This window comes from Sphingobium sp. LB126, from assembly GCF_002795205.1.
GTDB classification, from domain to species: Bacteria; Pseudomonadota; Alphaproteobacteria; order Sphingomonadales; family Sphingomonadaceae; genus Sphingobium; species Sphingobium chungbukense.
In genome coordinates this window covers 179,511-192,496 of record NZ_NETV01000004.1, presented here as the reverse complement: position 1 = coordinate 192,496, position 12,986 = coordinate 179,511, and the positions used below count along the sequence as shown (strand labels likewise).

10 protein-coding genes and 3 pseudogenes are annotated in these 12,986 nt (G+C 62.8%); 9 read left to right on the top strand and 4 right to left on the bottom strand.

What is annotated here, in order from left to right; all coding sequences use genetic code 11:
- Positions 1-234: SDR family oxidoreductase (locus CAF53_RS25130; RefSeq protein WP_242443651.1), on the top strand; the 234-nt coding region annotated here is incomplete at its 5' end.
- Between the two features lie 17 nt (positions 235-251).
- Here the strand turns inward: CAF53_RS25130 and CAF53_RS25125 are convergent.
- A pseudogene (locus tag CAF53_RS25125) lies at positions 252-1,040 on the bottom strand (IS5 family transposase).
- Positions 1,041-1,118: 78 nt separating this feature from the next.
- Here CAF53_RS25125 and CAF53_RS25120 point away from each other — a divergent pair.
- Positions 1,119-1,843 (top strand): IS5 family transposase gene (locus CAF53_RS25120; RefSeq protein ID WP_242443650.1). Its coding sequence is split into 2 segments (ribosomal slippage): positions 1,119-1,425 and positions 1,425-1,843, totalling 726 coding nucleotides; the frame shifts between segments, so codons are not numbered across the junction.
- A gap of 546 nt (positions 1,844-2,389) precedes the next feature.
- Positions 2,390-2,766, top strand: a pseudogene (locus CAF53_RS25115) (recombinase family protein); the annotation flags it as partial.
- Positions 2,767-2,831: 65 nt separating this feature from the next.
- Here CAF53_RS25115 and CAF53_RS25110 read toward each other — a convergent pair.
- Positions 2,832-5,799 (bottom strand): annotated as a pseudogene (locus CAF53_RS25110) (Tn3 family transposase).
- Positions 5,800-5,939: 140 nt separating this feature from the next.
- Here CAF53_RS25110 and CAF53_RS25105 point away from each other — a divergent pair.
- Positions 5,940-6,509 (top strand): recombinase family protein, encoded by a 570-nt coding sequence (locus CAF53_RS25105; protein ID WP_011607925.1) that lies wholly within the window; start codon positions 5,940-5,942, stop codon positions 6,507-6,509.
- Between the two features lie 56 nt (positions 6,510-6,565).
- On the opposite strand, the gene CAF53_RS25100 is transcribed toward CAF53_RS25105, so the two are convergent.
- Positions 6,566-6,784 (bottom strand): hypothetical protein, encoded by a 219-nt coding sequence (locus CAF53_RS25100; protein WP_242443601.1) that lies wholly within the window; start codon positions 6,782-6,784, stop codon positions 6,566-6,568.
- Positions 6,781-7,347, bottom strand: coding sequence for a DUF305 domain-containing protein (locus CAF53_RS25095; protein ID WP_242443602.1), 567 nt, complete (start codon positions 7,345-7,347; stop codon positions 6,781-6,783). Before CAF53_RS25095 ends, CAF53_RS25100 begins: the two co-directional genes overlap by 4 nt.
- Here CAF53_RS25095 and CAF53_RS25090 point away from each other — a divergent pair.
- The 5 genes from CAF53_RS25090 (at position 7,347) to CAF53_RS25070 (ending at position 11,871) form a co-directional block, all read left to right on the top strand.
- Positions 7,347-7,943 carry a uracil-DNA glycosylase gene (locus tag CAF53_RS25090; protein WP_048939396.1) on the top strand — a complete coding sequence of 199 codons (597 nt, stop codon included), beginning with the start codon at positions 7,347-7,349 and terminating at the stop codon, positions 7,941-7,943. The genes CAF53_RS25095 and CAF53_RS25090 overlap by 1 nt on opposite strands.
- Before the next feature lie 83 nt (positions 7,944-8,026).
- Positions 8,027-8,896 carry a LysR family transcriptional regulator gene (locus tag CAF53_RS25085; protein ID WP_048939395.1) on the top strand — a complete coding sequence of 290 codons (870 nt, stop codon included), beginning with the start codon at positions 8,027-8,029 and terminating at the stop codon, positions 8,894-8,896.
- A complete protein-coding gene (locus CAF53_RS25080) occupies positions 8,893-10,047 on the top strand; it encodes a TDT family transporter (protein ID WP_223806804.1) in 1,155 nt (384 codons plus the stop codon). The genes CAF53_RS25085 and CAF53_RS25080 overlap by 4 nt, the downstream gene beginning before the upstream one ends.
- Positions 10,048-10,132: 85 nt before the next feature.
- Positions 10,133-11,383, top strand: a complete 1,251-nt coding sequence (locus CAF53_RS25075; protein ID WP_008830651.1) for a molybdopterin-dependent oxidoreductase — start codon at positions 10,133-10,135, stop codon at positions 11,381-11,383.
- A gap of 11 nt (positions 11,384-11,394) precedes the next feature.
- A complete protein-coding gene (locus CAF53_RS25070) occupies positions 11,395-11,871 on the top strand; it encodes a hypothetical protein (RefSeq protein ID WP_008830650.1) in 477 nt (158 codons plus the stop codon).
- Positions 11,872-12,986 lie beyond the last annotated feature (1,115 nt).

Below are 12,986 nucleotides of genomic sequence, written 5' to 3'. Positions count from 1 at the left end.
GGGAATCCGCGTAAATGCAGTCCTGCCCGCATCATCCGCACGCCGATGATTGACCGGGCGATCGAGCATCCCGACTTTGCAGCGGGATTTGGCAAGCTGCTGGAGCACCACCCGATTGGCCGTTTCGGCAAACCTCCGGAAGTGGGCGAAGCGGTCAAATGGCTGCTGTCTGACGCCGCCTCCTTTGTCACCGGCGCGATGATCCCGGTTGATGGCGGCTACCGCGCCATCTGAGAGCCTGACTCGGAAGTTCACCAAACATAGCAATACCTTGCCGTTTCTGCGGGTGAGCATGCGGATGGAGGCGATTGTTGCCCATGTGGTGGACGAGCAATGGTTGTTTCCAGTCCTTAGCAAGACGGCGGCATCGGCCGAGCCATGCAAAGGTTCGCTCGACTACCCAGCGGCGCGGGAGGACCTTGAAGCCGTTGGCCTTATCCGACGTTTGATGATTTCGATCGTCCATTGCCCCGATCCAGCGATGGCATCGCGGAGTTTGTCGCCCGCATAGCCGCCATCGGCAAAAACATGGCGCAACCAGGGGAAGCGCTGCCGCACAGCCTTGAGGACATCGGCCGCGCCATCGCGGTCCTGAATATCGGCGGTATGCACGAGAATGAAGATGAGGAAGCCGCAGGTGTCGGTCAGGATGTGCCGCTTGCGGCCTTTGATCTTCTTGCCCGCTCGTAGCGCAAGGGCCGCCGCTTCGGTGGTTTTGACCGACTGGTTGTCGACCACACCGGCACTTGGGCTTGCCTCGCGTCCTTCAATCTCGCGCAGGTTCATGACCAGCACCGTGTTCATCGCTCGAGCAGACCAGCGTTGCGCCAGGCGTAGAAATAGCGCTGGACCGTCGAGACTGGCGGGAAGCATTTGGGCAGAAGCCGCCAGGCACAACCGCTCGCCGCGATGTAGAGCAAGGCGTTCAGGACTTCGCGCATGTCCGTTGCCCGGCGCCGACCTCCCCGCTTGGCCCCAGGGATGAACGGCGCTGCCAACGTCCACTCCCGATCCGTCATATCGCTAGGGTCAGGACCCATTGATATGAGCGTCGCGATCTGATTCAGGCTCCGCGAGGAGACCGGGATGAGCGACCTGTTTGGCTAACGGATGAGCAGATGGAGCGGCTGCGGCCGTTCTTTCCGAAGAGCCACGGCAAGCCTCGAGTGGATGACCGGCGGATGCTGAGCGGCATCGTGTTCGTCAACCGCAACGGGCTGCGCTGGCGCGATGCTCCTGGCGCGTACGGCCCGCACAAGACGCTGTACAACCGCTGGAAGCGCTGGGGTGAGGCAGGCGTGTTCACGCGCATCATGGAAGGTCTGGCTGCGGTGGGCGCCGAACCCAAAACGGTGATGATCGACGCGACCTACCTGAAGGCGCACCGCACGGCATCGAGCCTGCGGGTAAAAAGGGGGATCTCGGCCGCCTGATCGGACGCACGAAAGGCGGCATGAACACCAAGCTCCATGCCCTCGCCGACGCGAACGGTCGCCCCTTGAGCTTCTTCATGACCGCCGGTCAGGTCAGCGACTACACCGGTGCGGCCGCGCTGCTGGACGACCTGCCAAAAGCGCAGTGGCTGCTCGGCGACCGCGGCTACGACGCCGACTGGTTCAGGGACGCTCTTCAGGCCAAGGGCATCCAGCCTTGCATCCCAGGCCGCAGGTCGCGCAACGAGCCCGTCCGGTACGATAAGCGCCGCTATCGGCGCCGCAGCCGCATCGAGATCATGTTCGGCCGCCTCAAAGACTGGCGCCGCGTCGCCACCCGCTACGATCGCTGCCCTACGGCCTTCTTCTCCGCCATCGTCCTCGCTGCAACCGTCATCTTCTGGCTGTGATCAACGAGTCATGACCCTAGTCATTGCGGACATTGTATATAGCGAGCTTTCAGCGGGTATGGCCTCCCGTGAGGATACGGATGCAGCTATAGCAGCTTGGGCGCTTGAGCGCCTCCGCAGTAGTGATGATGCCCTATTCAAGGCGGGGCAGGCATATAAGGCTTATCGTAAAAAGAAGCGGGCCCGGGCGAGCCTGCCAAAACCAACGTGCTTCCCGATTTCTTGATCGGCGCGCTTGCCGAAGCCGAGGGTGCGCCATTGGTTACGACCAATCAGGACGACTTCCTGAGATACTTTCCGGGGCTAGACGTAATCCACCCGCCAGGTGACGAGCCAGCATCCACCGCCGCCTGATCTGTTCAGAAAACGGCCGTTTTCTGAACACTGCCGGCGGCAGCAGAAAAGCTGGCCTTTTGCGGCGTTGAACTGTTCAACAACCCGTGCGAGAAACTACGATCAGAAAACCCCTGCCGTAGGTTGAATGTTGAACATGGCTGCTACCCCCCTGCCGGCCAGGCTGGCACACGCCGGATCGGATATGCGCGCGTGTCCACCGCCGACCAGGACCTCGCCCCCAACTCGACGTGCTGCGCGCCAAGGGATGCGAGCCGATCTATTCGGAGCATGCATCCGGCCAGCACGCCGACCGGCCCGAACTGGCGCAGGCAATGAAGGCGTTACGCGCCGGCGACACGCTGGTGGTATGGCGGCTCGACCGGCTTGGCCGATCGCTGCCGGACCTGATCGCGACGGTGAATGAGCTGGCAAGCCGCGGCATCGCGTTCGAGAGCGTCACCGAGGCGATCGACACGACCACGGCATCGGGCAAGCTGGTGTTCAATATCTTCGCCAGTCTCGCCGACTTTGAGCGGCATCTTATCGGCGAACGTACCCGGGCCGGCCTGGCGGCAGGGCGTGCCCGCGCCGTATGAGGGCATAGCGTGGAAGGTACGCTAAACAACGCTAAGGGAGAACAACCGAGGAACGCTTAGGCGGCGCGGCTGTCCGGCGGAAGATTGAGGGCCTTGCGGCCAGCGGAAGCGGCGGCTCGATCCAGAGGAAATCGCCGGAAAAGGCAATATGCTCCCAGCCAACCGGCGACGTATGGACAAGCAGATCATCGGGGACCGGGGCCGCTGCCGATCGCAGATGCTGGGCGGCGTCGGCCATGTAGATCGTGTTCCAATAGACGATCGCCGCGATGACTAGGTTGAGGCCTGATGCCCGATATTGTTGAGCTTCATGGCTGCGGTCGATGATGCGGCCCTGGCGGAAGGTGTAGATCGCTTGCGTCAGGGCATGGCGCTGCTCGCTGTTGTTAAGGCCGGCATGGCATCGCCGGCGCAGATCGGGATTTTCAAGCCAGTCCAGCATGAACAGGGTCCGTTCGATCTTGCCGATCTCCTGTAGTGCGACGTCGAGCTGGTTCTGCCGTTCGTAGGCGGCGAGCTTTCGCAGCATGACCGACGGCGCGACGTGGCCAGCCTTGATCGACCCCACGAGGCGCAGCACGTCGTCCCATTGTTCATTGATGATGTCGGTGCGGATACGCTTGCCCAACAACGGGGCGATGGACGGATAGGCCGAAACCGGCGCGATCGGCGCAAGCCGCCTGTCCGGAAAGTCGCGCAGGCGCGGGCAGAAGCGAAATCCCAGCATCGCGCACAGGGCGAAGACATGATCGGTCGCTCCGCCGGTGTCGGTGTAATGCTCGACGATCCTGAGATCGGTGCCATGGCTGATGAGGCCGTCGAGGACATAGGGCGCTTCATGCGTGGCGGCCGAGATCACATTGACGTGGTAGGGCCCGCGCTGATCGGAAACATGGGTGTAGAAGCTGAAGCCATGATCGACGCCATAGCGCGCGTTGATGTCGCCGCCCGATGCGCCGCGCTTCGCGCCCCTGAAGAACTGACCATCGGAACTGGACGTTGTGCCGTCGCCCCATACCCGCGAGAATGGCAGGCGGTGGTGCGCGTTGATGAGGACGGCGAGCGCCGCGCGGTAGCTCTCGTCGCGGATATAGGCGTCATGGGTCCATAGGAGTTGATCGCGCGTGACGCCCTGGCTCGCGGCGGCCATGCGCGACAGGCCGAGATTGGTGGCGTCGGCGAGGATCGTGGCGAGCAGCGCATTTTCATTGGGACATAGCTCGCCGGTGCGCAGGTTGGTGAACGCCGAAAGAAAGCCAGTTTCCTGCGCCACCTCATGTAGCAGTTCGGTGATACGGATGCGTGGCATCATCGCATCGAGCCGGTCGGCCAGGGCTTCGGCGTCGGGCGTTGCGATCGTGCGAACGGGGATATCTGGAGGCGGCCGTCGCGGTATCGCACACCCTCCAGAGCGTCGCGCTTCAGGCTCCGGGCGAATTTCTTCAGCCGCCAGTCCAGTTCGCGGCCCCGCTGTTCGAGCCATTCGCCGGCTGTGGGTGGCAGACCAAGAGCCGACACGATCGGCTTGGCCTTCGGTTCGCTTAGCAGGTAGCTGTCGAACTGGCGGTATCCCGTCGATCGTTCCACCCAGACATCACCGGAGCGCAGCTTGTTGCGCAGATGCGCGATAGTCGCGATTTCCCAGAGCCGCCGATTGATCTTGCCGTCATCGCCCATGACAATTTTCTGCCATTCCTTGCGGAAGGGCATCGGAGCGTCGGCAGGCAGATCGCGCTTGCCCGACCTATTGAGGTCGCGCAGCATCTCGATAGCGGCAATCGTTTTCGCGCTGCCCTTTCCGGCCCTGAACTGTAGCGCTTCAAGCAGATCAGGGGCGAACTTGCGCAACGTCGCATAGCGGTCGGCCGCGACCCTCAGCGGATCAAGATTGGCGGTTTCCGCGATCGTCGCCACTTCCGGTCTGGCCTTCAGGAGGGTGTGCCATCCTACTGAGGCATCCAGGACCTCCATAGGATCTTCGCCAGTATCGACTGCTTCGGTGAGCGCGTCGATCGTCCTGCGGAAGATCAGCATCAGCCGGGCCACGTTCTTCGACGTGGCGGCATAGCTGCGCGCCTGGGCGTTCTTCGCGCGGGTGAAGATGCCGCCGATCAGCTTGTCCGCCATCTCCAGGGCGCTGTCCGTCAGCCGTTCTTCAAGATCGAGCAGGAAGGCAACGAGCGTGGCGCGTCGCCGGGAGGGAATATAGCGCTCGATCATATAGGCAGGCGACGCACGGCCTTCCCTGACATATTGCCGAAATCGGTCCGCGTGGATGCGGCCCGCGACGTCGGGGGAAATGCCGATCTTCCGCACCTGCCTCAGACGGTCGAGGATCTGGCGGACGTGATCGGGCTTGGCCGCGACGGGGATGGTCTTAAGCAAGGCGAGATGGCTCATGCCGCCGGCGGCGTCGAAGAGCTGATCGAGGGCCTGGACCTGTTCGGCGCTGAGATCGGCGATCAGGGCGTGGGCGGCCTGCTTGCGCGCGCGGGCACGTCCCGCGCTGCTGGCGCGTTCGATGGTGGAGATGGACGGCAGCAAAATCCGGGCCTCGCGCAGGGCGGTGACCACGCCCATCGCAATCGTCATCCCCTTGTCGGTCGCCCATGCCGTTCTCGCGGCCGCCTCGACCATGAAGGGAATATCGGCGCGGGTTGGCCCCCGAAGCCCCAAACGCGCCGCCAGCTCACGGGCATGATCCGTAATTGTCTGATCCCGCGCCGCATAGTTGGCCAGCTCGGTTACGTGCAGACCAAGTTGCTCCGCGACGAAAGCGGCGAGATCATGGGGTATTGCTCCCCTGTCCTGTATCAACTGCGCAAGCGTGATGCCCGGGTGCCGCAGGAGCGCGAGTTGCAGCGCCACGCCCAACTGGTTCCGTCGCTCCCGTCGCGCGCCGATGATCTCGATATCGGAAGGCTCGAAGGTATAGAGCCGGGCCAAATGGTCGCGATCGGTCGGGATGGCGAGTATCTGATCGCGTTCGCTCTCGGTCAGGAGTTGATGCTTGCGCTTCGTCATGCCGTTTCCTGTCCACAAAAGGTCATCTGGGCCTATGGACAGCGAGGAGTAAAGAGACATAGTATGTGGACGGATATGGGTGGGGCGCAGCGGCTGCCCTCCATAGCGTCCACAGAACGACCGTTTGGGAGACGTGCGGCATGGGTGATATTCTGGGCTATGCCCGCGTCAGCACCGGCGATCAGGACGTTGCGGGCCAGACCATGCGTCTGGAGAAGGCTGGCGCCATCAAAATCTTCACCGATGTCATTTCAGGTAAGAGCATGGAACGGCCCGGTCTGGCTGAGCTAATCGCCTATGCCCGCAAGGGTGACACGCTGGCGGTGGTCCGCCTCGATCGGCTTGGGCGCTCGCTTGCCGAACTTCTCACCACGGTTGAGACGCTACGCGGTCAGGGCATCGCGCTCCTGAGCCTTGAAGAAAAGATCGACACTTCGTCAGCTGCCGGCGAGCTCATCTTCCATGTGTTTGGGGCCATCGCCCATTTTGAGCGACGGCTGATTTCTGAGCGAACCAGAGATGGTATTGCCGCCGCCCGTGCTAAGGGCAAACAGCCTGGCCGTCAGCCGCTGGACATGTCCAAAGTGGATGCGGCCATCAAGCTGGTCGAAGCTCGTATCTCGCCTACCGAAGCAGCGCGGCAACTCGGCATCGGCCGATCGACCATTTATCGCGAAATGCGTAGGATGGGAATCGAACGGCCCGCCTGATTAAGCGCCCGTCCGTTCGCATCGAGCGTTCGCCATGCGTTCTCGCTTAGCGTTGTTTAGCGTACTTTCCACGCTATGCCCTCCAGCAGCGTGTTCGTCGACGGATCGATGACCGATACCGTGTTGGAAAACTGGTCCGAGGTGTAGAAACGGTCCTGAGCGCTGATAGCCCGATCAGGCTGGGCATTGGGAACCTGCTGCGCATTTGCCGGGAGTGCGACAAGGGCAGCCGCTATCGGCAAGGTGTACGACACGATGCTCAGCGTCTTCTTCATTTGTCGTCTCCCATGTGATGGTGCGCGCTGGCAGCGGGGCCTGTCTTTTTCGCGAGAATGTCCTGCATGACGGCGATCTCCTGCCGCTGCTCGACGATGATGCCCTGAGCCAGGCGGCGCAGGCGTTCGTCTTTTCCGTATCTGAGCTCCGCTTCCGCCATCTCGATCGCGCCCTGGTGATGGGGGATCATCATCGCCGCGAAGTCGCGGTCCGGGTCGCCCGATGGCGCAATCATCATCGCATGGTGCATCCGCTCCATGGAGGCTGCCATCTGGCTTGCAAAGCCATCGGACGATGCCGCCAGTGCGGCCGCCGATGCTGTCGCCGCGCAAAGGCCGGCCAATCCCCATAGCAGTTTCAAGTGAAGCCCTTTCGTCATGGCGTTCCGGCGATAACGCCTACAGCGGTCGCAGGTGTCATCCTCGCAGCATGCAACGGAAAAAATGCGAGCTGCCGAGGAGCAGGTACGCCAACGCAGGCGTTGCCTGTCGAACACATGGCGCAACACTCGCCATCGATCCAACCGATGATTTTTGTAGTTTCGATAGGATTTGACGATCAATGGCCTGGCTGGATGATCCCGCGTTGATCGCCGAACGCAGAGCGGCACTTGGTGCGCCGCACATTGCGCCGCTGGAGATATGGCGTGAGGGGCTCGTTGGCGCAGGACACACGGTGCCGCATTTCGACCCGTTCGATGGCGGCATAGATGCGCGCCTTCTCCTGCTTCTTGAGACGCCGGGCCCCGGGCCTGATCGCACTCGCTTCGTGTCGCGGGACAACCCATCTGGCACTGCTCGTAACCTTCGCCGTTATCTGGAAGCGGCGGGCATCGCGCGAATGGACATCGTTCAGTGGAATTGCGTGCCCTGGATCGTCCACGCCCCCGGTGCCCGCAATCGCGCGCTGCGCCGAACGGAGATTGCCGAAGGTCTCGCAACGCTTCCCGACCTGCTTGCGAAACTGCCGGGCGTGCGGGTCTGCATCTTGGCGGGCCGGGTGGCGGCGGGGGCGGAAGCACTTATCGAAGAGGCACGGCCCGATGTGTCGGTCATCACCATGCCCCACCCTAGTCCGGCCAATGTCTGCACCAGTCCTGATGTCAGCCAACGGATCGAAAGCGCGCTGCTCGCCGCCAGGAACGCACTCATCAAATGATCTTAGAACGAGATTGGAATGATATAATCAATGCGTTGGAGTGATTGATCGGGCTGCGGTATCAATGGTGACAGGAGATCACCATGACCCTTGAACAATTACGCATCTTCGTGGGCGTTGCCGAACGCGAACATATGACGCGGGCCGCCGAGGCACTGGGCGTGACCCAGTCCGCTGCCAGCGCGGCGATCGCTACGCTGGAGGCCAGGCATGACGTGCCGCTCTTCAACCGCGTGGGCCGCGGCATCGAACTGACCGAGGCGGGTCGCATGTTCCTCGATGAGGCACGCGCCGTTCTTGGCCGCGCCGCGACGGCGGAGCTTACCCTGGCCGAGTACGGCGGCCTGAAGCGCGGAACCCTGCGCCTTGTCGCCAGCCAGACCATCGCCAGCTACTGGCTGCCCTCGCGCTTGGCTCAGTTTCACAGCCGCCACCCCGCGATCCGCGTCGAACTCGCAATCGACAACAGCGAGGGTGCGGCGGCACAGGTACTGGATGGCCGCGCGGAACTGGGCTTTGTCGAAGGTTCGATCGACCAGCCCGCACTCGCCCACTGGAAAGTCGGCGAGGACCGGATGCTGCTGATCTCGGGGCAGGCTGTCGATACCATCGATGAGGACTGGGTGCGCGGCGCCAACTGGATCGTGCGGGAGCACGGGTCCGGCACACGGTCGAGTTTCGAGGATGTCCTGCGTGATCGCGGTATCGATCCGGCAGACCTGAACATCGCCATGACGCTGCCGTCCAACGAAGCCGTACGGTCCGCTGTCGAGGCCGGCGCCGGTGTCGCGGTCCTTTCCGAACTGGTGGTGCGCCGCGCGCTTGCTGCGGGGCACCTTCATGAATTGCCGCTCGCGATGCCAGCCCGTCCATTTGAGGCGTTACGCCACAAGGAACGGTATCGCACTCGGGCAGCCGACGCGCTGACCGAACTGGTCAAGGAGTTTGGATGATGACCACGGATATCAAGCCCATCCTCGAAGGGATGCGCCCGCTCAGCCGGCTCGATCACCCGCGCGAGATGATCCGCCAGTTCACGCCCAACTGGTTTGCCGCAACCATGGGCACGGGCATCCTTGCGCTGGCCCTCCCGCAGATGCCGGGCATCGGCGCTTCGCTCAAGCCGGTGGGAGAAGTGATGTGGTTCTTTAACATCGGGCTCTTCACCCTTTTTACCGCGCTCTATACCGCGCGCTGGATCCTGTTCGGCCACGAAGCGCGGCGCATCTTCGGGCACAATACCGTATCGATGTTCATCGGCACGATCCCCATGGGCCTCGCCACGATCATCAACGGCTGTCTCGCATTCGGTATCGCGCGCTTCGGCGAGGGCATCGTGCCGGTCGCCACGGTCTTGTGGTGGATCGACGCCGCCATGGCGGTGAGCTGCGGTGTGCTGATCCCGTACTTCATGTTCACGCGCCACCAGCATTCACTCGATGGGATGACGGCGGTGTGGCTGCTGCCGGTCGTGGCGGCCGAAGTGACGGCTGCCAGCGGAGGACTGTTGGCGCCGCATCTGGCGCAGGGCAGCGCACAGTTTGGGATGCTCGTCACGTCCTACATCCTGTGGGCCTATTCGGTCCCGGTCGCCTTCAGCATTCTTGCACTGTTGATCCTGCGCATGGCGCTCCACAAGCTGCCGCATGAGGGCATGGCCGCATCGAGCTGGCTGGCGCTTGGCCCGATCGGTACCGGCGCGCTGGGCATGCTGGTTCTGGGCGGCGACGCCCCCGCGATCATGGCTGGGCATGGGCTGGCCGATGTCGGCACTGTCGCCCAAGGCATCGGCACAATCGCCGGTCTGTTGCTGTGGGGCTTTGGCCTCTGGTGGCTGGCGCTCGCCTCGCTCATCACCTGGCGCTACTGGCGGGCAGGTATCCCGTTCAACCTTGGCTGGTGGGGCTATACCTTCCCGCTAGGCGTCTTCACCGTGGCAACCTTTCGCCTTGGCACGACCCTGAACCTTGCCTTCTTCGGTATCGTCGGCACCGCCCTGACCCTGGCGCTCGCGCTGATGTGGATCGTGGTGGCCGCCAAGACCCTGATCGGCGGATGGCGCGGCAATCTGTTCGTATCACCCTGTATCGCCGCTACAAACTGATCGGGCATTGCGATCAGTAACGGCGTTCTGATCGCTTGCTTCTCACAGCAGCACCCGCCACCATTTTGCCCGAGAGGATACGACCATGGACAGACTGGATGCTGAGCTCGCGGCCGAAACAAGCCGCCGCCGTTTCCTGCAGAATGCCGCGCTCGGCGGTGCAGCCATCGCTGCCGCACCCGCTCTGGCGCAAGGCATCACGCAGGGTCTGACCGACCTGCATCTCCCCGGCGGCAATGCGCAGCGCCCAATGACGAGCGCATTTCCCGGCAAAGGAAGCATGATCCTCCAGCGCGTCCATCCGCCGTTGCTGGAAACACCGATGGATGTCTTCGACCGAGATGTGTTCACCCCCAATGACCAGTTCTTCGTGCGCTGGCATTGGGCGGACATCCCGACCTCGATCGACGTCGATGCCTTCCGGCTCACTATCCGCGGGCACGTCAACAAGCCGATCGCAATCAGCCTCGAACAGCTGATGCGCCTGCCGCGGGTGGAGATGGCCGCGGTGAACCAGTGCTCGGGCAATTCGCGCGGGCTGTTCCAGCCCCGCGTCCCCGGCGCGCAGTGGGGCAACGGGGCGATGGGCAATGCGAAGTGGCTCGGCGTGCGCCTGCGCGATGTGCTCGATCTGGCCGGGGTGAAGGCGGGGGCGGTCCAGGTCCGGTTCGGGGCGCTCGATCAACCTGTGGTCGCCGGTGCCCCGGACTTCGAGAAGGCGCTCGACATCGATCATGCCCGCGACGGCGAAGTGATGATCGCCTTCGGCATGAACGGCACGCAGCTGCCGCTCCTCAACGGCTTCCCGATCCGGCTGATCGTGCCGGGCTGGTACTCGACTTACTGGGTCAAGATGCTGAACGACATCGAGGTCTTGCCCGGGCCTGATGACGAATACTGGATGGCCAAGGCCTACAAGATCCCGGCGACGCCGGGCGCCAATGTAAAGCCCGGCGCCAAGGACTTCCCAACCGTTCCGATCAACCGCATGATCCCGCGTTCGTGGGTTACCAGTCTGGGCGAAGGTCAGCGGATCGCACACGAGGCCTCGATCCCGCTCGGCGGTATTGCCATGGGCGGCGACTGCGGCGTGGCACGGGTCGATGTGTCCACCGACGGCGGTCGCCACTGGTTTGCAACCAAGCTCGGACCGGACCACGGGAAGTACAGTTTCCGGCGGTGGGACGCCCAGGTTCCCTTGCCCGGCCCCGGAAAGACGTCGCTTATGTCGCGCTGCTGGAATACGGCAGGCGTCGCACAGCCGATGGCGCCGATCTGGAACCCTGGCGGTTTCATGCGCGGCAATATCGAAACCACTACCATCGTGACGGCATAAGGAGCTTTGGCATGAAAGCGCCAACCCCAGGCATGCTGGCCGTCGGACTGCTCGGCGTGACCGTCTTCACCCTCATGATGGTGGGCCCTCCCGGCAGCTACACCCCGCTGCCCGAACCCCAATCCACAGGGCCTACACCCAGCAGCATTTCCGTGAACGGCTTTACCATGACCTCGGATACGGTCGATCTTCCTATCGATGAGCAGCAATATCCCGATGGCCCTCATGCCGATGTCATCAATGCGAATTGCACGTCTTGCCATTCCGCCAGCATGGCGATGACCCAGCCAGTGCTTTCAGCGGACCAGTGGAAGGCAACGGTCACCAAGATGAAGGATGTCTACAAGGCTCCCGTGGCGGACAAGGACATTCCGGCTATCGTCGACTATCTGACGGCGATGAGTGCAGCGCAGGATGGGGCGCCGACCGGAAAGGCTCAGGATACCGCCCCCGGCACCGCGCCGGATGCCTCCGGAGGAACGGGTTGAGGCGCCAAGCTGCGTAACGTCTGCTTTCAGGCGCTACCCTAGGAGCATTGAGCGGCGGGAATGGGCGCATGTTGCCCAATCGCGGGACGGAATGGAATTGATGAAATCCAGCAGAAGCGCCGCATTCAGGTGCGCGCCGCCAACCTCCTAAGTTAATGGACACTTGCCGCTAAAAAGCGTGCGGCCAGCTAGAGGCCAAATGCGCCTGCCATCCGTAGGCTCGCGGGTACTTAATGGCGCGAAGAGAACGCATTTCCGGCCGCGTCACGGAAGAGAGTTTTGTAGGCCGTCGAGGCGCTCCGTAACGCGGACATCCGCTCGACTTTTTCGTTCCGATGGCACGCTGCTTCCACTGTTCTTTTCAACGTCGGCGAGCACGCCTGACGATCTTGGATGAACTGTTGGAGTGCGATGCTATCGACCATCCGCGCCCATACGTCGACAACCGGCTCGTCCTCGTTTCGCACCGTTGGGTCACAGTCTGCATCGAGCATCGCGGCGCAGATTGCGATAAGGCAACGACGCATTGAGGGGCTGGCAAGCGCGAGCGGCATTTCACAGGAAGGCTCGTTGGGGCAAACGTTATCGAGCGTGAGCACAGGCGCCGCAAACCGATGTAGGAGTCTATCACGCAGTCTCCAGCGCCTGTGGGCCCTTGCGAACAGTAGACAGATTCTGGCGGATTCTTCGAGCAGCTGACCGGCTGAAGTGTCGTTGAAGCGAAATTGATCTGGGACCTTTCCCCTAAGCGCACCCCTCAGCGCGGCTTCAAAGGCTACGATATTGATCCAGATGGGCTGCGCTGCTGGCTCAAGCTCGAGCGCCCTGGGGTGCGCCCGTTCGAGGCCCCGACGGCAGCGAATACAGCACAATCTTGGCGGCCCCTGCGATGACCGCTTAATCGCCCAATGACTACTCCCGCAAGACACGCATCGATCGACGAGTGGCCAGTGGTGCCGGAAACAGAAGCCCCACGCAGCCATGGCCCAGTCCGCACGGATATAGGCGGGGCGGCCAGCGGCATAGTCCTCGGCAAGGCAACGACTGCACCAGCTCAACCGGAGGGTAAGAGCGGGCGCGAAATCTCGGCTAGGATCATCGGATGGAACGTGGTG

Coding starts and splice junctions, on each gene's coding strand:
- CAF53_RS25105 (WP_011607925.1), top strand. CDS start 5,940: ATGGGTGATATTCTGGGCTATGCCCGCGTCAGCACCGGCGATCAGGAC.
- CAF53_RS25080 (WP_223806804.1), top strand. CDS start 8,893: ATGATGACCACGGATATCAAGCCCATCCTCGAAGGGATGCGCCCGCTC.
- CAF53_RS25090 (WP_048939396.1), top strand. CDS start 7,347: ATGGCCTGGCTGGATGATCCCGCGTTGATCGCCGAACGCAGAGCGGCA.
- CAF53_RS25085 (WP_048939395.1), top strand. CDS start 8,027: ATGACCCTTGAACAATTACGCATCTTCGTGGGCGTTGCCGAACGCGAA.
- CAF53_RS25070 (WP_008830650.1), top strand. CDS start 11,395: ATGAAAGCGCCAACCCCAGGCATGCTGGCCGTCGGACTGCTCGGCGTG.
- CAF53_RS25075 (WP_008830651.1), top strand. CDS start 10,133: ATGGACAGACTGGATGCTGAGCTCGCGGCCGAAACAAGCCGCCGCCGT.
- CAF53_RS25100 (WP_242443601.1), bottom strand. CDS start 6,784: ATGAAGAAGACGCTGAGCATCGTGTCGTACACCTTGCCGATAGCGGCT.